The organism is Kitasatospora sp. NPDC048662, from assembly GCF_055587065.1.
This window is the reverse complement of record NZ_JBVJHA010000010.1, coordinates 112,628-130,481: the sequence shown is the minus strand read 5'-3', so window position 1 is coordinate 130,481 and position 17,854 is coordinate 112,628. Positions and strand designations below refer to the sequence as shown.

Sequence of the window (17,854 nt, the reverse complement as noted above, 5' to 3'; positions counted from 1 at the left end):
GGACAGACCTCGCATGCTAACCCGCTGCCGCGAACGGCGGTGTCACCACTTGGCGGTCGCCTTCTGCAGCAGCGCCCGGACCTGGGCGCGGCCCTCGAAGACCTGCTGCTTCGGGGTGAGGTCGACGAGCACCGACACCGTGACCGAGCCCTTGCGCGCGACGATGCGGGAGAACGGCCGCTCTTCGGTCTTGCCGCCGTCGGTCGTGCGGTACACGGCCAGGCCCTCCTCCGAGTACACCTCGTCGGCCCCCGCCACCTTGGGCGACTCGATGTCGTGCACGGAGATGAACGAGTTGCCGTCCGCGTCCTTGTAGTTGGCGCAGCGCCGCATGTTGGCCGCCTGCTCCAGCATGTTCTGGTGCGCGACGTCGGCGCTGGTGAACTCCGAGGCGATGCTGGTGCCCTGGACCTCATCGCCGTCGGGCCGCGGCGCCTTCACGAACCGGCCGGTGTAGGCGACGAGCGACTTGACCGTCCCGGAGTCCTTGTACACGCAGGACTTGTCCATCGTGAAGTCGGTGATGGCGGTGTCGTCCTCCGCGTTGCTCTCGAAGCCGGCGCCCCAGTCGGCCGGGGTCAGCGCGAGCTTGTTGGTCTTCGCCTGCGCGGCGGCGGCGTTGCCGGCCGGGGCGGAGTTGCTCGAACGGGCGCTGGGCTTCGCCGGGTCCTTGACCTTGCTGCCGGCGGACGCCGAGGCCGGCGCCGATGCGGAGGGCGAGGTCTGGCCGGTGGCCCCGGTGTCCAGGTCGTCCTCGTTGCAGGCCGTCAGCACCAGGCCGGCCGCCGCCAGTGCGGCGATGCGCAGTCCGAGCGTGCGTGCGTGAACCGTCTTCACAGTCAATTCCCCCATGGAATACAAGGCCTCGACCCCCCTGGCCGTGCCCGATCGGTCGATCACCCTACCGAACGGCTCGGACACGCACCCGCCGGGGGCGGACCGGACGGTTCGTCAACCACCCAGCGCGGTACTGACGGTGTGGATGAGCAGGCCCGCCAGCGCGCCGACCACGGTGCCGTTGATCCGGATGAACTGCAGGTCACGGCCGACGTTGGCCTCGATCTTGCGGGAGGCGTCGTCGGCGTCCCAGCCGGCCACGGTGTCGGAGATCAGCGAGGTGATCTCCTGCCGGTAGGTGGAGACCACGTACTCGGCGGCGTCCAGCAGCCAACCGTCGGTCTTCGCCTGGAGTTTGGCGTCCGTGGCGAGGCGGCGGCCGAGCGAGCGCAGGGCGACGGTGATCCGGCGGCGCAGTTCGCTGTCCTGGTCCTCGGCGGCGCTCATCACCAGGGTGCGCACCGCCGACCAGGAGGAGGCGATCAGGTCCTGCACCTCGGGGCGGGCCAGCAGGTCGGACTTGGCGCGTTCGACCCGGGCGATGGTCTCCGGGTCGTGCTGGAGTTCCTGCGCGAAGTCGGCGAGGAAGTTGTCGAGGGCGCCGCGCGCGGGGTGTTCCGGGTCGTCGCGGACGTCGGTGACGAAGCGCAGCAGTTCCTTGTAGACCCGCTCGCCGACCTGGTGGTCGATGAACTTGGGCGTCCAGCCGGGGGTTTTGGCGGTGACCCGGGAGACCACGTCGAGGTGGTGCTCGACCAGCCAGTCGCGGGCCCGCACCGCGACCAGGTCGACCACGCCCTTGTGGCCGCCGTCGGCGACGATCTTGCCGAGCAGCCGGCCGGCGGGTTCGGCGACCGAGGTGGCGGCGGCCCGCCGGGTGATCGCCTCGGCGACCACGGCCTGTACGTCCTCGTCGCGCAGCACCGCGAGGACGCCGCGCAGCGCTGCGGCGGCCTCGTGGGTGACGCGTTCGGCGCTGCCGGGCGCGGACAGCCACTCGCCGAGCCGCCGGGCCACCCCGATCCGGCCGAGCCGGGACCGGACCACCGTCGGGGACAGGAAGTTGTCGCCGACGAAGTCGCCGAGCGAACGCCCGAACGCGTCCTTCTTGGTGGGGATGATCGCGGTGTGCGGGATCGGCAGCCCGAACGGGCGGCGGAACAGCGCGGTGACGGCGAACCAGTCGGCGAGCGCACCGACCATGCCGGCCTCGGCGGCGGCCGCCACGTAGCCGGCCCAGCTGCCCGCGCCGGCGGCGCCCGCCCAGGTGGCGAGCGCGAAGACCACCGTGGCCAGGCCGAGCAGGCCGGTGGCGATGGTCTTCATCCGCCGTACGCCCTGCCGCTTGGCCTCGTCGGCGGCGGTGAAGCTGACTCCGGGGGGTGCCGTTTCGTCCACACTCACCCCGTCAGCCTGGCACACGAGTCGCGCGAAGCGATCGCCGCCCCGCGAATCCGCCCGGGCCGTCAGGCCGCGCCGCCTCCGCCTCCGCCTGCGCGTCCGCCCCCGCCTCCGCCGAGGACGATCCGCCGCACGCCCGCCCAGCGGGCCGGGTCGGTGACCCGCCGGCCGTCGAGCAGTACCCGCACGCCCGGGAAGTCGACGGCGCCGAGGTCGCGGTACTCGGGATGGTCGGCCTGCACGACCAGGGCGGCGGCGGGCTTGCCCTCGTCGGGCGGCAGACCGAGCGCGGCGAGTTCCTCCGGCGTGTACAGCGGGTCGCTGACGCCGACCACGGCGCCGGCCGCCCGCAGCGCCTCGACCAGCGGGAACACCCCGGAGACGGCGGTCTCCTTGACGCCGCCCCGGTAGGACGCGCCGAGCACGGTGACGGCGACGCCGTCCAGCGGGCCGAGCGCCCCCGCCAGCAGGCCGACCGCGTACGCCGGGACCTGCTCGTTGGCCTCCCGGGCGGCGCGCACCACGGTCGCCTCCGGATCGTTCCACAGGTACAGCCGCGGGTAGACCGGGATGCAGTGCCCGCCCACCGCGATGCCGGGGCGGTGCAGGTGGCTGTAGGGCTGCGAGTTGCAGGCGTCGATCACCTCGACGAGGTCGACGCCGACCCGGTCCGCGAGCCGGGCGAACTGGTTGACCAGCGCGATGTTGACGTCCCGGTAGGTGGTCTCGGCGAGCTTCGAGAACTCGGCGGCCTCCGCCCCGCTCAGTGCCCACACGCCGTTGCCGCGCGGCAGGTCGGGGCGCGGGTCGAAGTCCAGCACCGCCCGGTAGAACGCGACGCCGCGCCGGGTGGACTCCTCGTCGATGCCGCCGACCAGCTTGGGGTAGCGCCGCAGGTCGGCGAAGACCCGCCCGGTGCGGACCCGTTCGGGGCTGAACACCAGGGCGAAGTCCCGGCCGGCGGTCAGCCCGGAGCCGGCCTCCAGCCGCCGGGCGAACCGGCCGCGCACGGTGCCCACCGGCAGCGTGGTCTCGTAGCTGATCAGCGTGCCGGGCCGCAGCCCGGCGGCGACCGCGTCGGTGGCGGCGTCCAGCAGCGCGAAGTCGGGTCGGCCCTCGGCGTCGGTGAGCAGCGGGACGACGATCACCACGGCGTCGGCCGCGGCGGTGGCGGCGGCGGTGTCGGTGGTGGCGTGCAGCCGGCCGGCGGCGACGGTCTCGGCGAGCAGTTCGCCGAGGCGGGCCTCGCGGGGGAACGGCGGGCGCCCGGCGGTGACGGCGGCGACCACCGCGGGGGCGATGTCGGCGCCGGTGACCCGGTGTCCCTTGGTGGCGAACTGGACGGCCAGCGGCAGGCCGATCTTGCCCAGTCCGACCACGCAGATGTGCAGTGCCGTCACTCGGTCACCTTCGGGGCTCGGCGAGGGGGTCCGCGGCCGCGTCATCGGGCGGCCCGCAGCGTTCCGGGGCGGCCGCGCCAGGCCCGGCGGGCGCGGCGCAGCGCACGGCGGGCGGGGGCGGGGACGAGTCGCCGCCAGCCGCTGGGGCCGGGGGCGCGGCCGGCGTCGAACAGCGTGTCGGGCAGGCCGAGCCGCCGGTCGCGGTACATCGGGTAGCGGGCGTACAGCCGGCCGCCGCGGCGCTCGACGGGGGCGGGGCCGTACTGCCGTTCCCAGTCGATCAGTTCGCACAGGGTGGCGAGTTCGCCGCGCCGGGCGAGCGCGAGGCGCAGCCGGGCGGGCACCGGTACGGCGCCGAACACGGCGGGCGGGCAGTGCCGGTCGAGCAGCCGGCCGATCTCGCCGAGGATGCGCCGCTGCATGGCGGGCGGTTCGGCGAGGAACTGTTCCTGCAGCACCTGTGGGACGTCCCAGCTGAAGTAGCGTTCCCGGACGGCGTCGCGGACCGGCCCGGGGCGGGTGCCCCGTTCCAGCACCTCCTGGACGGCGTCCATGGCGCGCAGCCGGTCGATCGGCCCGGCGCGGTGGGTGACGTTGGAGCGGTCCTGCCGCAGCACCAGGTGGTAGTAGTCGTAGTCGGCGAGCACGGACACCTTGCGGGCGTTCAGCAGTGCGCCGAGGGTGAATGGCTGGTCGGAGCAGACCGGCAGGTCCTCGCGGCGGCGCAGGCCGTGGCTGAGCACCAGGGAGCGGCGGAACATCTTGGTGTCGGCGAGCGCCCAGGCGAGCGCGGAGTCGGTGAAGCCGACGTGTTCGGCGGTGCGCTCGAAGATGCCCTGCGGGACGATCCGGCCGTTCTCGCCGACGAGCTTGGGGATCAGCACGTCGGACTGCCAGCGGTCGGCGGTGTCGACCATCCGCTCCAGTGCCTCGGGGCCGAGCCAGTCGTCGGCGCCGAGGTACATCAGGTAGCGGCCGCGGGCCAGGTCGGTGCCGCGGTTGGTGGGTTTGGCGGGGCCGCCGGACGCGGGCTGCCGCACGGTGCGCAGCAGCCCGGGGTGGGTGGCGGCGAACCGGGCGAGTTCCTCGGTGCTGCCGTCGCTCGACCCGTCGTCGACGGCGACGATTTCCATCCGGGCCGCCCCGATGGTCTGTTCGGCCAGCGAGTTCAGGCAGTCGGTGAGGTACGGCATGGTGTCGTGGACGGCGATCACCACACTGACGTCCGGTTCGGGCTCGGTCACAAGAATGCCAACTCCCGCACCGGCCGTTCGGTCACCTCCCCCACCCGTTCGGGTGAGCGGCTCAGACGGCGGGTTCGGTGGCGGCGCCGGCGTAGATCCGGGCGATCACGTCCTCGATGGCGGGTTCGCGCACCGACAGGTCGACCAGCGGGTAGCGTTCGGCGACGGCGGCGACCAGCGGGGCGGCGCTCTGCCGGGCCGGGAACGCCAGCCACTGCCGGGGGCCCTCGACCTTGACGGTGCGCACCCCGGGCAGGTCGATCGGCGGGTGCGGGGCGGCCAGGTCGACCACCAGGGTGCGTTCGCTCTCGCCGGCCGCGTGCAGCTCCTCCAGCGGGCCGTCCAGCACCAGCCGGCCGTGGTCGATCACCATCACCCGGCCGCACAGCTGCTCGATGTCGGTGAGGTCGTGGGTGGTGAGCAGCACGGTGGTGCGCTGCTCCCGGTTGATCTCGCGGAGGAACTCGCGGACCTTGGTCTTGCTGATCACGTCGAGTCCGATGGTCGGCTCGTCCAGGTACAGCACGCTCGGGTCGTGCAGCAGGGCGGCGGCGAGGTCTCCGCGCATCCGCTGGCCGAGCGAGAGCTGCCGCACGGGGGTGTCCAACAGGCCACCCAGGTCGAGCAGTTCGACGCACCGGTCGAGGTTGGCCCGGTAGCGGGCGTCGGGGATCCGGTAGATCCTGCGGGCCAGCTCGTAGCTGTCGCGCAGCGGCAGGTCCCACCACAGGGTGGTGCGCTGGCCGAACACCACGCCGATCCGCCGGGCCAGCGCGGCCCGCCTGGCGGCCGGATCGATCCCGGCGACCCGCAGCCGCCCGCCGCTGGGCACCAGGATGCCGGTGAGCATCTTCACCGTCGTCGACTTGCCGGCCCCGTTCGGCCCGATGCAGCCGACGCACTCCCCTTCCTCGACCTGGAAGGTCAGCCCGTCCACGGCCCGCACCTCGCGCTTCTCGCGCCGCAGGCGGCCGCTCCTGGCCCGGACGGTGAATGTCCGCCGGACGTCCTCGACCTCGATCACCGCCACGCTCTTCTCCCTCTCTCAGCTTCCGGTGGAGCGGTAGGCGCGCAGCCCGGCCCGCCAGGTCAGCGCCGCCGCCAGCACGCACAGCGCGGCCGCGAGCGGCGAGGCGAACCGGAACCCGACGGGCAGCCCGAGCGGGTCGGGCCGGCCCAGGATGTGCAGCGCGGGCAGCCAGTTGACGAACGCCAGCGGCACCCCGAAGACGGTGCCCGCGACGACCTCCTTGGCGAACACCGCCGGCGGGTACCGCAGCAGCGTGCCGCCGCCGTAGGTGACGGAGTTCTGCAGTTCGGCGGCGTCGCCCCACCAGAACTGCACGCAGGAGCAGCCGACGAAGACCGCGCAGAAGATCACCGTGCCGCACAGCAGCAGACCGGGCACCATCAGCACCCGGTCCCAGGTCCACCGCACGTCCAGCGCGGTGAGCGACCAGCCGAGCACCGCGAAGGCCTGCACCAGACGGCCCAGTCTCCGCAACGAGAAGCGCTCGGCCGCGAGTTGGGCCAGCGCGGGGGCGGGCCGGATCAGCATGGTGTCCAGCGCCCCGGAACGCACCCGCTCGCCCAGAGCGCTCACCGAGCCGACCAGGAAGTTGGCCGCGCCGAGCGCCACCGCACTCGTCCCGTACAGGAACCCGGTCTCCGCGAGCGTCCAGCCCGCCAGCCGGCCGGTGTGCCGGAACATCAGGATCAGCACCACGAAGTCCAGGAACGTGACCAGGATGTTCGCGGCCAGGCTCAGAACGAACGACGTCCGGTACGTCAACCCCGACCGGCCCCACATCGCGGCGATCAGCCACCACGAACGCACCGCCCAGCCCGCCCGGGCGGCGAGCGACTCGCTCTCAACCACCCTGCACCACCACCTTGCGCACCGCCAGCGCCTGCACCACCTGGCCCGCCCCCAACAGGGCTGCCGCCCAGGCCAGTTGGAACCCGTACAGGGTCAGCAGACTGTGCCCGGTACGTCGCTGCAGCAGCACGTCGGCCGGCAGCTGCACCATCGCCGAGAACGGCAGCACCCGGGCCAACTCCCCCAGCACGCCCGGGAACAGGGCCAGCGGCAGCAGCGTCCCGGAGAAGAACATCGACACCACCATCACCGCCGCCCGCACCCCCTCCGAGTCGTGCATCCAGAACCCGGCCAACGACACCAGGAACCGCACCCCGAAACTCACCACCACGGCCAGCACCACCGCCAGCAGGAACTCCACCCACACCAACAGCCTCGACGGCAGCGCAAGTTCGAACACCAGCGCCCCCAGCACGAGCGGCACCGCGCCCCGGGTGATCAGCTGGAACCCCGCCCGTCCCAGGTCCGTCGCCAGCCACCACCCCTGGAAGTCCACCGGCCGGTACAGGTCGATCGCGATGTCCCCGCTCCGGAACCGCGCCTGCACATCGTCCTGGAACCCGCCGCCCCACACCGCGACCGTCACCAACAGCGCCTGGCTGATCCAGACGTACGTCACCGCCTGCCGCGCGTCATACCCACCCAACCCCGGCCGCGCACGCCACAACGCGAGCATCGCCGACGCGAGGATCCCCCCGAAGACGGAATTGGTCACCACCCCGGCCACCGTCGCGGCCCGGTACGTCGAGTACCGCCGAAACGCGCCTCGGGCGACGGCTGAGTAGACCCCGGCCATGCACTGTCTCCTTGTTACGCGAACGCAGATGGGTGCGAAACCAGCGAGCGTACAACCGGGAGGGCCGCAGGGGTACGGAATTCAGGGGCGCGGGGAGGCTCGCGCGAGCGGAGGGGTGCGAAAACAGGGGCGCGGGGAGGCTCGCGCGAGCGGAGGGGCCATGCACCGCCGGCCAGGTCGCGCTCAAAGGCAAGTCATTGCCCGCGTCGCGATCTTGCGGTGGGGTGCCTTCCGCTGCGCGCAGTTCCCCGCGCCCCTGAGTGTGCTCACCCTGGTTTCGTACCCCTACAGGTACAGCCCCGTCGAGCCCTCCAGGTCGCCGAAACGCCCCGCCGCCACCGCGTGCAGGTCGCGTTCCCGGAGCAGAACATATGTCGCGCCGCGGACCTCCACCTCCAGCTTGTCCTCCGGGTCGTAGAGCACCCGGTCGCCGGGTTCCACGGAGCGGACGCTCTGGCCGACGGCCACCGCTTCGGCCCAGGTGCAGCGGCGGGACAGTTCGGCGGTGGCCGGGATCAGGATGCCGCCGGTGGAGCGGCGTTCGCCCTCGCCGGTCTCGGTCTTGACGAGGACCCGGTCGTGCAGCATCCGAATCGGAAGCTTCTCCCCGAGCCGGTCGTGTCTGCTCTGCGTGTCGTTCTCACTCACGCCCCGACGGTACCGGACACGGGAAACGGCGGAGCCCCGGGCACCCGCCCCGGGGCTCCGCCGTCCGCGAAGAGCGTTTCAGCCCTTGCGCCGCCGCTTCGCGGACGCGATGAGCAGCACCACGCCGACGCCGACCAGCGCCGCGGGCACGATCCGCTCGGGCCGCGGCCGCCCGTCCTCGTCGACGAACTTGGACTTGACCTGCTCGACGGCGCCGCTCGCGGCGACGTACGCCTTGCCGGCCTTCTGCTCGACCGTGGCGCGCAGCCTGGCCTTGGTCTGGGCGGCGACGGTCGCCGGGTGCACGCGCATGGCGAGCTCGTCGAGAGTCGCGGCGAGCCTGTCCCTGGTCCCGGCGATGTCCGCCTCGATCTGGGCCGTCGTGCGCGGTGCCGACGTGTCCTTGCTGCTCGCTGCCACTGGGGCCACCCCATCTCTGTTACCGCTAGGTACGTCTCTGCACCGACAGTCTGTCAGCTCGCCGTCGCGCTCGCGCAGCGCCACCCACCAACGGAGGTAGGTTGGCTGGCAGCACCACCCTGTCCTGGACCGGAGGAGAGAAGCACCATCGTGAGCGAGCGCCTGCAGGCGGGCGACACCGCCCCCGCCTTCACCCTGCCCGACGCCGACGGCAACGAGGTGTCGCTGGCCGACCACCTGGGCCGCAAGGTGATCGTCTACTTCTACCCGGCGGCGCTGACCCCGGGCTGCACCAAGCAGGCCTGCGACTTCACGGACAACCTGGAGGTCTTCGCGGGCGCGGGCTACGACGTGATCGGCATCTCGCCGGACAAGCCGGAGAAGCTCGGCAAGTTCCGTGAGACGGAGCACCTGAAGGTGACGCTGCTGTCCGACCCGGAGCACAAGGTGCTGGAGGCGTACGGCGCGTACGGCGAGAAGATGAACTACGGCCGCACCTACCAGGGCGTGATCCGCTCCACGGTGATCGTGGACGAGCGGGGCAAGGTCGAGCGGGCGCTGTACAACGTCCGGGCCACCGGCCATGTCGCGAAGCTGCTGAAGGACCTGAAGGTCGGCCAGTAGCCGCACCCGGCAGCACGGCAGCGGTGGCGGCCGACCCCCCGACCGGGTCGACCGCCACCGCCGTTCATGGGTTCGGTATCAGCAGGCCCCGAGGTCCGTCCAGACGCCCCAGGCGCCGCTCAACGAGGGGTCCTCGCCCGCGGTCCACCACTTGTTCTGGTAGTAGTGGCCCTTCCACGACACCTTGGTGACGGTGGCGTAGGTGGTTCCGGCGTTCCAGCTCGGCGCACCCGAGCAGCTGCCGGCGGACGCCGACGGCGAGGCCGACTGCGAGGGCGAAGCGGACGGCGAGGCCGACTGCGAGGGCGAAGCAGAGGCCGACGCGGACGCCGAGGCGGAGGCGGAGGTGCTGGGCGACGGCGAGCCGGTGCCCGCCGTGGCCCCGCGGGTGTAGTCCCCGGCGATGCCGTACAGCGTGCCGCCGACGTTGACGGTCCAGTTGGCGGGGGTGGAGACCGGCAGGTAGTAGACGAACGCGACGTCCACCGAGGCGCCGGGCGCCAGCGACTGCCAGGTCGGCAGCTTCAGCGAGACCCGGTTGTAGGTGCCCTTCAGGCCGCCGATGTTGTTCCCGGTGTGGTCGGCCCGGATGACCTTGGAGCCGAAGCCGGACTGGTCGGCGGCGTTGCCGGGCGCCGAGTTCGAGTAGTCGAACTGGAACTCGGTGCCCCCCGGCAGGGTGACGGTCGAGTTGTTGACGATGTGGATCTTCGGGTTGATCGGGTAGTTGTTGTCACCCAGCGCGAAGTTGGTGAACGACACGTCGATCGGCAGGGTCTGCTGCGGCAGCGGGACGGTGGAGCGGGTCGCGCCGTACGCCGAGGCCGACTTGAACTTGTCGTACAGCAGCGAGGTCATGGTGTTGCCCTGGACGTACTCGCCCTTGCCGCCGTTGGCGGTGGCGTCCCACTTGTAGTCGCCCGCGAGTTCCCAGATCATCGCGCCGCCGACGCCCTGGTTGACCACGTAGTCGGCCTTGGCGGCGATGGACTGGTCGTCCTCGGTGGACAGGAACACCTTCTTGTTGGCGTTCCACAGCCACGGGGAGGCCAGCGCGGAGCTGTAGTTGCGGGTGTAGCTGCCGTTGAGCGCGGTGTCGGTGACGCCGTACTTGCCCAGGTAGTCCGGGACGACGCCGTTCTCCAGGTTCTTGGCGTGCCACATCGGGTTGGAGCCGGCCGGCGACTCCTTTCCGTTGTCGTCCAGGTCGTGCCAGATGTTGTCGATGCCGACGGCGCCGTCACCGCAGGTGGTGAGGCCGGAGCCGGCCGGGCACTTGGTGGTGGAGGCGGTGCCCCACAGGCCGTTGGTGCCGCCCTGCACGTTCTGGAAGCCGCGGGTGTAGTACGGCACGCCGAGGTTGATCCGGCCGGCCGGCATCGCGCCGCGGAAGTAGTGGACAGCCCAGTCGCCGTTCAGGTAGCCGATCCCGCCGTACTGCGAAGTGCCGTACACGTTGGCGGCCTTGAGCTCGCCGTCGTTGCCGTCGTCGTACAGCGCGGCGTTCGGGCCGACGTACTGGTTCCAGGCGCCGTGCAGGTCGTACGACATGATGTTGACGTAGTCCAGGTACTGGGTGACCTGGAAGGTCTCCATGCCGCGCAGCAGGTAGCCCGAGGACGGGGCGGCGACCGACAGCAGGTAGTACTTGCCGTCGGCGGCGGAGGCCCGGTCGAGCTTCTCGCGCATGGTCTTCATCAGCGCCGCGTAACCCTTCATCAGGGACGCGCGCTTGGCGTTGGAGAGGGAGTGGTCGAGCGGGTTGCCCGCGTCCTTCATCGAGGTCGGGTACTCGTAGTCGAGGTCGACGCCGTTGAAGCCGTACTTCTTGATGAAGTTGACGGCGGAGTCCGCGAAGGTGTTGATGCCGGCCTGGTTGACCGACCCGTCCGCGTTGACGGTCATCGAGTAGAAGCCGCCGGAGCCCACCCGCTTGCCCGAGTCGTCGAAGTAGCCGCCGGTCTCGGCCCAACCGCCCACCGAGACCATGGTCTTGACGTTCGGGTACTGCTTCTTGTACTTGCTGAGCAGGTTGAAGTGGCCCTTGTAGGGCAGCGACGGGTCCAGCTCCGCGCCGGCCACGCCAGGGAAGGTCATTCCGGTGGCGGCGTTGTCCGCGTTGTCGGTGCCCACCGAGAGGGTGTTGTCGCCGGCGACGTGCGCGAACGCGTAGTTGAGGTGGGTGACCTTGTCCCAGGGGATGTTGTTCACCAGGTAGGCGGGCGTGCCGTCCTTGCCGGTGCGCCAGCCGGTGAAGTAGCCGATGACGCGGCGCTGGTGGTCGGCGCCCATCTGCTCGCGGCCGCTGGTGTCGTAGACGTTGCAGTAGGGGACGTCTACGCCGGGCGTGGTGTACATGCCGTCGGGGCGGCAGGCCTGGCTGTCGACGGCGGCGGCGGACGGCGCGACGCCGAGCGTGCCCATCAGCAGGCCCGCGAGCCCTGCCGCCGCGGTGGCGGCGAACGCCACCTTGCGTCCGGTCTTCTGACGGCCGGCAGCGGTGGGACGCTGCGCCGTCGCATGTCGGATCAACACTCGGTCCTCCGGGAGAGAGTGTCGCGTACATGCCTGTGGGAGGGCACGCACATGTGGGGGAAGTTCCGCCGAACTTAAAAGGTCTGGACCACTCATGTCAACAGGTCTGTACCAACTTGGCAAGAAAGGCCGAACCGTCCGCACCCCGCCGCCACCGGCTCCCCCCAGCACGCCACCCCGGCGGCCCGGACGCCGCCCGAAAGGATGGTGCACGCCGAGGTGACGGACAAGTAGCATGACGGGGAAGTCGCTGCCTGCGGTCTTGGCGGAATTGGCAGACGCCCGGGTTTTAGGTGCCCGTGAGAGCAATCTCGTGAGGGTTCGAGTCCCTCAGGCCGCACCCCACGGCAAGGGGCCCGCCCGGAACATTCCGGGCGGGCCCCTTGTCTGTCAACGCGGCGTCTCAGCCGAGCAGTTCGGCGACCACCGGGGCGAGCGAGCGGAACGCCTGGCCGCGGTGACTGATCGCGTTCTTCTCCTCGGCGCTCAGCTCGGCGCAGGTCCGGCTCTCGCCGAGCGGCTGCAGGATCGGGTCGTAGCCGAAGCCGCCGCTGCCGGCCGGCTCGGTGCGCAGGGTGCCGTGCAGCCGGCCCTCGACCACCCGCTCGGTGCCGTCGGGCAGGGCCAGCGCGGCGGCGCAGGCGAAGGACGCGGCACGGTGCTCGGCCGCGATGTCGCCGAGCTGGGCGAGCAGCAGGTCCAGGTTGGCCTTGTCGTCGCCGTGCCGGCCGGCCCAGCGGGCGGAGAAGATGCCGGGCGCCCCGCCGAGCACGTCCACGCACAGCCCGGAGTCGTCGGCGACCGCGGGGAGTCCGGTGGCCTTCGCCAGCGCGTGCGCCTTCAGCAGGGCGTTCTCGGCGAAGGTCACGCCGGTCTCCGGCACGTCCGGCACCTCGGGGTAGGCGTCCGCGCCCACCAGTTCGACGTCCAGCCCGGCCGCGCCGAGGATGTCGCGCAGCTCGGCGACCTTGTGCTGGTTACGGGTGGCGAGAACGAGGCGCTTGGTCATGCCCGCAAGCCTATCCACCCGCCGGAATCAGCCTGCGCACACCTTGCTGATCCGCCCGGCGGCGTCCCCGAGCGGGCCGAGGTCGGGCGTCTCGTTGTTGTCGATGGCCTTCTGCACCTTGTCGACCTGGGTCTGCAGGTCGCCGACGGCCTTGGCCAGGTCGGCGTCGCTGGAGTTGCGGCCGATCTTGTCCAGGTCGCCCTTGATCTTCTGCACGGCCTTCCCGGCGGCGGCCGGGTCCTTGTCCGCGTTGTTGTACGCGGTGCCGAGCTGCGCCACGTCGGTGGAGAGCTGCACGGCGGTGTTGGCGCAGCTCACCGCCTTCTCCGCGGCGGAGCAGCTGACCGCGCTCAGCGGCAGGATCAGCACCAGCGCGGCGACGGCCAGCGCGGTGGAGCGGTTGATGCTGAGCGGCTGCTGCATCGGCGAGTCCTCCAGGAGGGTGTGCGGGCCCACAGCGGAACGTTAAGGGTCTGCCCGCGTGTCTGTACAGCACACGCGGGCCCGCCCTCCGCTTCTGACGGCCGTTCGGCCCACCGCGGTTCCCCGGGGAACGCTACAGCTCCAGCGCCTTGCGCTGGATCTCGTCCAGCTCGGCGCAGCCCAGGCTGCCCAGGTCGAGCAGCTGATTGAGCAGGTCGCGGTCGAACGGGGCGCCCTCGGCGGTGCCCTGGACCTCGACGAAACGCCCGTCGGAGGTGCAGACGATGTTCATGTCGGTCTCGGCCCGGACGTCCTCCTCGTAGCGGAGGTCGAGCATCGGGACGCCGTCGATGATGCCGACGCTGACCGCGCTGACCCCGCCGGTGATCGGCCGGCCCTTGGCGCGCAGCAGCTTCTTCTCGCGGGCCCAGGAGACCGCGTCGACCAGCGCCACGTAGGCGCCGGTGATCGCCGCGGTGCGGGTGCCGCCGTCGGCCTGGAGCACGTCGCAGTCCAGCACGATGGTGTTCTCGGCGAGCGCGCGGTGATCGACCACGGCGCGCAGCGAGCGGCCGATCAGCCGGCTGATCTCGTGGGTGCGGCCGCCGATCTTGCCGCGCACCGACTCGCGGTCGCCGCGGGTGTTGGTGGCGCGCGGCAGCATGGCGTACTCGGCGGTGACCCAGCCCTCGCCGCTGCCCTTGCGCCAGCGCGGGACACCCTCGGTGACGCTGGCGGTGCACAGCACCTTGGTGTCGCCGTAGGAGACCAGGACGGAGCCTTCGGCGTGCTTGCTCCAGCCCCGTTCGATGGTGATGGGGCGGAGCTGGTCGGGGGTGCGGCCGTCGATGCGTGACATGCGAACGAGCGTATCCCGTCCGGGTCCCCACCCGTCCCGTCCCCGGCCCCGCTCCAGCACGACGGCCCGCCTCCGGACGTCCGGGGCGGGCCGTGGCGGTGGAGCGGGCCGGCGGGGGCCTCGGCTCACATCATGTCTTCGATCTCGGCCGCGATCGGGTCGGCGTCGGTACCGATGACGACCTGGATGGCCGTGCCCATCTTCACCACACCGTGGGCGCCGGCCGCCTTGAGCGCCGCCTCGTCGACCTTGGAGGCGTCGTGGACCTCGGTGCGCAGCCGGGTGATGCAGCCCTCGATCTCGTCGATGTTCTCGATTCCGCCGAGACCGGCGACGATCTTCTCAGCCTTGCTGGCCATGGTCTTTCTCCCTCTGTCTCGGCGCATCGGCGGTCGGTCGCCGGGTGCCGTACTGCGTGTGCGTGGTGCCGGCCGGAAGTGACTCGGGATCAGTCTGCCGCGCCTTCCGACGGCGCGACCAGCATCACCCGATTCCGGACGATATGCCACGTTGGTTCACGTTCGGACCAGCTCCGCGCGCGGTCCGCTCGGGGGCCGCCCGAGGATGACGATCACCGGGCCCCGAGACCCCGCGGACCGCCTCGGGCCTCGGAAATGGTCTACACCAATTGTAGATGTACTCCGACAACGCCGGACGGTCCGCCGGTGTTCCTGGCCCCACCCACGGACGGACCGGGCACGCAGCGCAGGGAGGGCCGACACATGAGCTCCACAGGCGCCACCGCTCATCAGAGCACCTGGTGGCACACCTTCTACGGCGGCCTGCAGAAGATGGGCCGCAGCCTCCAGCTGCCGGTCGCCGTCCTGCCCGCCGCCGGCATCCTCACCCGCCTCGGCCAGGACGACATCTTCGGCAAGGACGGCCTCGGCTGGGACCGGGTCGCCAAGGCCATCGCCGCCGCCGGCGGCGCGCTCCTCGACCCGGCCCTCGGCCTGCCGCTGCTGTTCTGCATCGGCGTGGCGATCGGCATGGCCAAGAAGGCGGACGGCTCGACCGCGCTCGCCGCGGTGGCGGGCTTCCTGGTCTACTACGCCGTCCTGCGGGCCTTCCCGAAGCCCTGCCCGGCCCCCTCGGTGCTGGAGCAGACGGTCTGCATCGACTTCGAGGCCAAGACGGCGGTGAAGGTGGACTTCCAGAACCCCGGCGTGCTCGGCGGCATCCTGATGGGCCTCTTCTCGGCCTGGCTGTGGGTGCGCTACCACCGGGTCAGGCTGGTCGACTGGCTGGGCTTCTTCAACGGGCGCCGCCTGGTCCCGATGATCACCGCCCTGGTCGGCCTGCTGTTCGGCTCGCTGATGGTGTGGATCTGGCAGCCGATCGGCACCGGCCTGGCCGACTTCTCCAAGTGGCTGTCCGACCTGGGCGCCGGCGGCGCCGGCATCTTCGGCGTCGCCAACCGCGCCCTGCTGCTGGTCGGCATGCACCAGCTGCTGAACACCTTCGTCTGGTTCCAGTTCGGCACCTACACCAACCCGCACACCGGCAAGACCGCCACCGGCGACATCGGCCGCTTCCTGGCCGGCGACCCGACGGCCGGCCAGTTCCTCTCCGGCTTCTTCCCGATCATGATGTTCGCGCTCCCCGCCGCCGCGATGGCCATCGCCGCGTCCGCCAAGCCGCACCGCCGCAAGGAGATCTACGGCCTGATGACCTCGGTCGCACTGACCTCCTTCGTCACCGGCGTCACCGAACCCATCGAGTACTCCTTCGCCTACGTGGCCCCGCTGCTGTTCGGCATCCACGCCCTGCTCACCGGCGCCTCGATGGCGATCACCTGGGGGCTCGGCGTCCACGACGGCTTCAGTTTCTCGGCCGGCCTGATCGACTACGTGATCAACTGGAACCTGGCCACCAAACCCTGGCTGATCATCCCGATCGGCCTGTGCTTCGCGGTGGTCTACTACCTGGTCTTCCGGTTCGTCATCGCCAAGTTCGACCTGAAAACACCGGGACGCGAGGAGGAGGGCGAGATCGAGGACCCCACCAAGGCCTGACGGGATTCGCCCGGAGCGCCCCCGATGGGAGACAATTCCCGCCCGGGGGCGCGCTGTTGTCCTGGGTTTCGATTCCGCGGCGCTCGGCGGGGCGGGCCTTCGGAGGGTTCCGGAGCCTGTTCGGCGCGTGCTAGAAACTGAAACGGGCCACCAGTGGTCTAGACCAGGATCGCGCTGCCGTGAGGAACCGCCCGCTATGAGTACGACCGCACCGAACTCGCAGGCGGCACCGGGCGGACGGGCCCTGCTCCCCCGGGTCTTCCCCGCCCTCCAGAAGATCGGCCGCAGCCTCCAGCTCCCGATCGCCGTCCTGCCCGCCGCCGGCCTCCTGCTCCGACTCGGCCAGGACGACGTGTTCGGCCCCAAGGGCCTCGGCTGGACCAAGGTCGCCGAGGTCTTCGCCGCCTCCGGCCACGCCGTCTTCGACTGGATGCCGCTGCTGTTCTGCGTCGGCATCGCGATCGGCTGCGCCAAGAAGTCCGACGGCTCCACCGCACTCGCCGCACTGGTCGGCTTCCTGACCTACCACCAGGTGCTCACCGCCTTCCCCAAAACCGCCTACCAGGAACTCCCCGGCAAGGACGTCGAGGCCACCTACCAGGACCCGGGGGTACTCGGCGGAGTGGTCGTCGGCCTGCTCTCCGCCCTGCTCTGGCAGCGCCTGCACCGCACCCGGCTGGTCGACTGGCTCGGCTTCTTCAACGGGCGCCGGCTGGTCCCCATCGTGATGGCCTTCGCCGGCACCGGCCTCGGCGTCTTCTTCGGCCTCTGCTGGGGCCCGATCGGCTCCGCCGTCGATGAGTTCAGCAACTGGGTGATCGGCCTCGGCGCGCTCGGCGCCGGCATATTCGGCCTGATCAACCGGGCCCTGCTGCCGTTCGGCCTGCACCAGATCGCCAACACCTTCTTCTGGCAGCAGGCCGGCAACTACACCGTCGGCGACCGCACCTTCCACGGCGACCAGACCCGCTTCTTCCAACTCGACCCCAGCGCCGGCCAGTTCATGTCCGGTTTCTTCCCCGTCATGATGTTCGGCCTGCCCGCCGCCGCCCTCGCCATCGCCCACTGCGCCCGCCCCGAACGCCGCCGCGCCGTCCTCGGCATGATGATCTCCCTCGCCCTCACCTCCTTCGCCACCGGCATCACCGAACCCATCGAGTTCGCCTTCGTCTTCATCGCCCCCGCCCTCTACGTCGCCCACGCCCTCCTCACCGGCCTGTCCATGGCCGCCACCTGGGCCCTCGGCGTCCACCACGGCTTCACCTTCTCCGCCGGCGTCATCGACTACGTCCTCAACTGGGGCTACGCCACCAGACCTTGGCTGATCGTCCCGATCGGACTCGTGATCGCGGTGATCTACTACACCGCCTTCCGCTTCGTCATCCTCCGCTTCGACCTGAAAACCCCCGGCCGCGAGGAAGAGGACTTCGACGAGACATAGAACTGCGCCCCCGGAGGCGCGCATCCGACAGCCGGTTGAACGCGGAAGCGCCCCTCAGATCCACCCCAACCGACTCGCATGCACCCCCGCCTGAAACCGCGACCGCGCCCCCAGCGCCGCCGTCAGATCAGCCACCAACCGCCGCACCGTCCGATCCGAGATCTCCAGCTTCCGCCCGATCGCCTGATCCGTCAGCCCCGCCGCCAGCCGCCGAAGCACCTCCCGGTGCCGGTCGTCCGGTGCCGCACGGCCGAGCAGCTCCGACGGAACCCAACTCGCCGCCCAGAAGTGCTCGAAGAGCTCCCGCACCACCGAGACCACCG

General features: G+C 71.2%; 18 protein-coding genes and 1 tRNA gene. 4 read left to right on the top strand and 15 right to left on the bottom strand.

Annotation, left to right across the window (positions count from 1 at the left end; all coding sequences use genetic code 11):
* Nucleotides 1–42: 42 nt before the first annotated feature.
* The 9 genes from ACZ6R9_RS25065 to ACZ6R9_RS25025 all read right to left on the bottom strand — a co-directional run bounded on the left by ACZ6R9_RS25065 (nucleotide 43) and on the right by ACZ6R9_RS25025 (nucleotide 8,625).
* A complete protein-coding gene (locus ACZ6R9_RS25065; protein WP_380483660.1) occupies nucleotides 43–837 on the bottom strand; it encodes a hypothetical protein in 795 nt (264 codons plus the stop codon).
* Between the two features lie 114 nt (nucleotides 838–951).
* The gene (locus tag ACZ6R9_RS25060) at nucleotides 952–2,235 is read right to left on the bottom strand and encodes a DUF445 domain-containing protein (RefSeq protein WP_380483806.1); all 1,284 of its coding nucleotides are present in this window, start codon (nucleotides 2,233–2,235) and stop codon (nucleotides 952–954) included.
* A gap of 68 nt (nucleotides 2,236–2,303) precedes the next feature.
* On the bottom strand, nucleotides 2,304–3,629 hold the full coding sequence (locus tag ACZ6R9_RS25055; RefSeq protein WP_465540557.1) for a nucleotide sugar dehydrogenase: 1,326 nt from the start codon (nucleotides 3,627–3,629) through the stop codon (nucleotides 2,304–2,306).
* Nucleotides 3,630–3,679: 50 nt separating this feature from the next.
* Nucleotides 3,680–4,882: a glycosyltransferase family 2 protein gene (locus tag ACZ6R9_RS25050; RefSeq protein ID WP_380483658.1), complete on the bottom strand. Its 1,203-nt coding sequence runs from the start codon at nucleotides 4,880–4,882 to the stop codon at nucleotides 3,680–3,682.
* Nucleotides 4,883–4,943: 61 nt separating this feature from the next.
* Nucleotides 4,944–5,912 carry an ABC transporter ATP-binding protein gene (locus ACZ6R9_RS25045; protein ID WP_465540460.1) on the bottom strand — a complete coding sequence of 323 codons (969 nt, stop codon included), beginning with the start codon at nucleotides 5,910–5,912 and terminating at the stop codon, nucleotides 4,944–4,946.
* Between the two features lie 15 nt (nucleotides 5,913–5,927).
* Entirely contained in the window at nucleotides 5,928–6,761 is an 834-nt protein-coding gene (locus ACZ6R9_RS25040) for an ABC transporter permease (protein WP_465540458.1), read from the bottom strand.
* Nucleotides 6,754–7,557 (bottom strand): ABC transporter permease, encoded by an 804-nt coding sequence (locus ACZ6R9_RS25035; RefSeq protein WP_465540456.1) that lies wholly within the window; start codon nucleotides 7,555–7,557, stop codon nucleotides 6,754–6,756. The genes ACZ6R9_RS25040 and ACZ6R9_RS25035 overlap by 8 nt, the downstream gene beginning before the upstream one ends.
* Nucleotides 7,558–7,842: 285 nt before the next feature.
* Complete coding sequence (locus ACZ6R9_RS25030) at nucleotides 7,843–8,145, bottom strand: GroES family chaperonin (protein WP_380483802.1); 303 nt, start codon at nucleotides 8,143–8,145, stop codon at nucleotides 7,843–7,845.
* A 138-nt stretch (nucleotides 8,146–8,283) separates the two neighbouring features.
* The gene (locus tag ACZ6R9_RS25025) at nucleotides 8,284–8,625 is read right to left on the bottom strand and encodes a DUF3618 domain-containing protein (RefSeq protein WP_380483651.1); all 342 of its coding nucleotides are present in this window, start codon (nucleotides 8,623–8,625) and stop codon (nucleotides 8,284–8,286) included.
* A gap of 150 nt (nucleotides 8,626–8,775) precedes the next feature.
* Between ACZ6R9_RS25025 and bcp the strand changes: the two genes are divergently transcribed.
* Complete coding sequence (bcp, locus tag ACZ6R9_RS25020; protein ID WP_465540454.1) at nucleotides 8,776–9,249, top strand: thioredoxin-dependent thiol peroxidase; 474 nt, start codon at nucleotides 8,776–8,778, stop codon at nucleotides 9,247–9,249.
* 78 nt (nucleotides 9,250–9,327) lie between these two features.
* Here bcp and ACZ6R9_RS25015 read toward each other — a convergent pair whose 3' ends face one another.
* Nucleotides 9,328–11,718 (bottom strand): chitinase C-terminal domain-containing protein, encoded by a 2,391-nt coding sequence (locus ACZ6R9_RS25015; RefSeq protein ID WP_465540556.1) that lies wholly within the window; start codon nucleotides 11,716–11,718, stop codon nucleotides 9,328–9,330.
* A 322-nt stretch (nucleotides 11,719–12,040) separates the two neighbouring features.
* Between ACZ6R9_RS25015 and ACZ6R9_RS25010 the strand changes: the two genes are divergently transcribed.
* A tRNA-Leu gene (locus tag ACZ6R9_RS25010) sits at nucleotides 12,041–12,124 on the top strand.
* 63 nt (nucleotides 12,125–12,187) lie between these two features.
* Here the strand turns inward: ACZ6R9_RS25010 and rdgB are convergent.
* From rdgB to ACZ6R9_RS24990, 4 genes are all read right to left on the bottom strand, one after another.
* Entirely contained in the window at nucleotides 12,188–12,793 is a 606-nt protein-coding gene (gene rdgB / locus ACZ6R9_RS25005) for an RdgB/HAM1 family non-canonical purine NTP pyrophosphatase (protein ID WP_380483647.1), read from the bottom strand.
* Nucleotides 12,794–12,820: 27 nt separating this feature from the next.
* Nucleotides 12,821–13,249, bottom strand: coding sequence for a hypothetical protein (locus ACZ6R9_RS25000; RefSeq protein WP_380483645.1), 429 nt, complete (start codon nucleotides 13,247–13,249; stop codon nucleotides 12,821–12,823).
* 100 nt (nucleotides 13,250–13,349) lie between these two features.
* Nucleotides 13,350–14,075, bottom strand: coding sequence for a ribonuclease PH (rph, locus tag ACZ6R9_RS24995; RefSeq protein WP_380483643.1), 726 nt, complete (start codon nucleotides 14,073–14,075; stop codon nucleotides 13,350–13,352).
* A 125-nt stretch (nucleotides 14,076–14,200) separates the two neighbouring features.
* Nucleotides 14,201–14,434, bottom strand: a complete 234-nt coding sequence (locus ACZ6R9_RS24990) for a PTS sugar transporter subunit IIB (protein WP_380483641.1) — start codon at nucleotides 14,432–14,434, stop codon at nucleotides 14,201–14,203.
* Between the two features lie 363 nt (nucleotides 14,435–14,797).
* Between ACZ6R9_RS24990 and ACZ6R9_RS24985 the strand changes: the two genes are divergently transcribed.
* On the top strand, nucleotides 14,798–16,090 hold the full coding sequence (locus ACZ6R9_RS24985) for a PTS transporter subunit EIIC (RefSeq protein WP_380483639.1): 1,293 nt from the start codon (nucleotides 14,798–14,800) through the stop codon (nucleotides 16,088–16,090).
* A 196-nt stretch (nucleotides 16,091–16,286) separates the two neighbouring features.
* Nucleotides 16,287–17,531 (top strand): PTS transporter subunit EIIC, encoded by a 1,245-nt coding sequence (locus ACZ6R9_RS24980; protein WP_465540451.1) that lies wholly within the window; start codon nucleotides 16,287–16,289, stop codon nucleotides 17,529–17,531.
* Between the two features lie 54 nt (nucleotides 17,532–17,585).
* Here ACZ6R9_RS24980 and ACZ6R9_RS24975 read toward each other — a convergent pair whose 3' ends face one another.
* Entirely contained in the window at nucleotides 17,586–17,852 is a 267-nt protein-coding gene (locus tag ACZ6R9_RS24975; RefSeq protein WP_465540450.1) for a response regulator transcription factor, read from the bottom strand.
* Nucleotides 17,853–17,854: the final 2 nt, after the last annotated feature.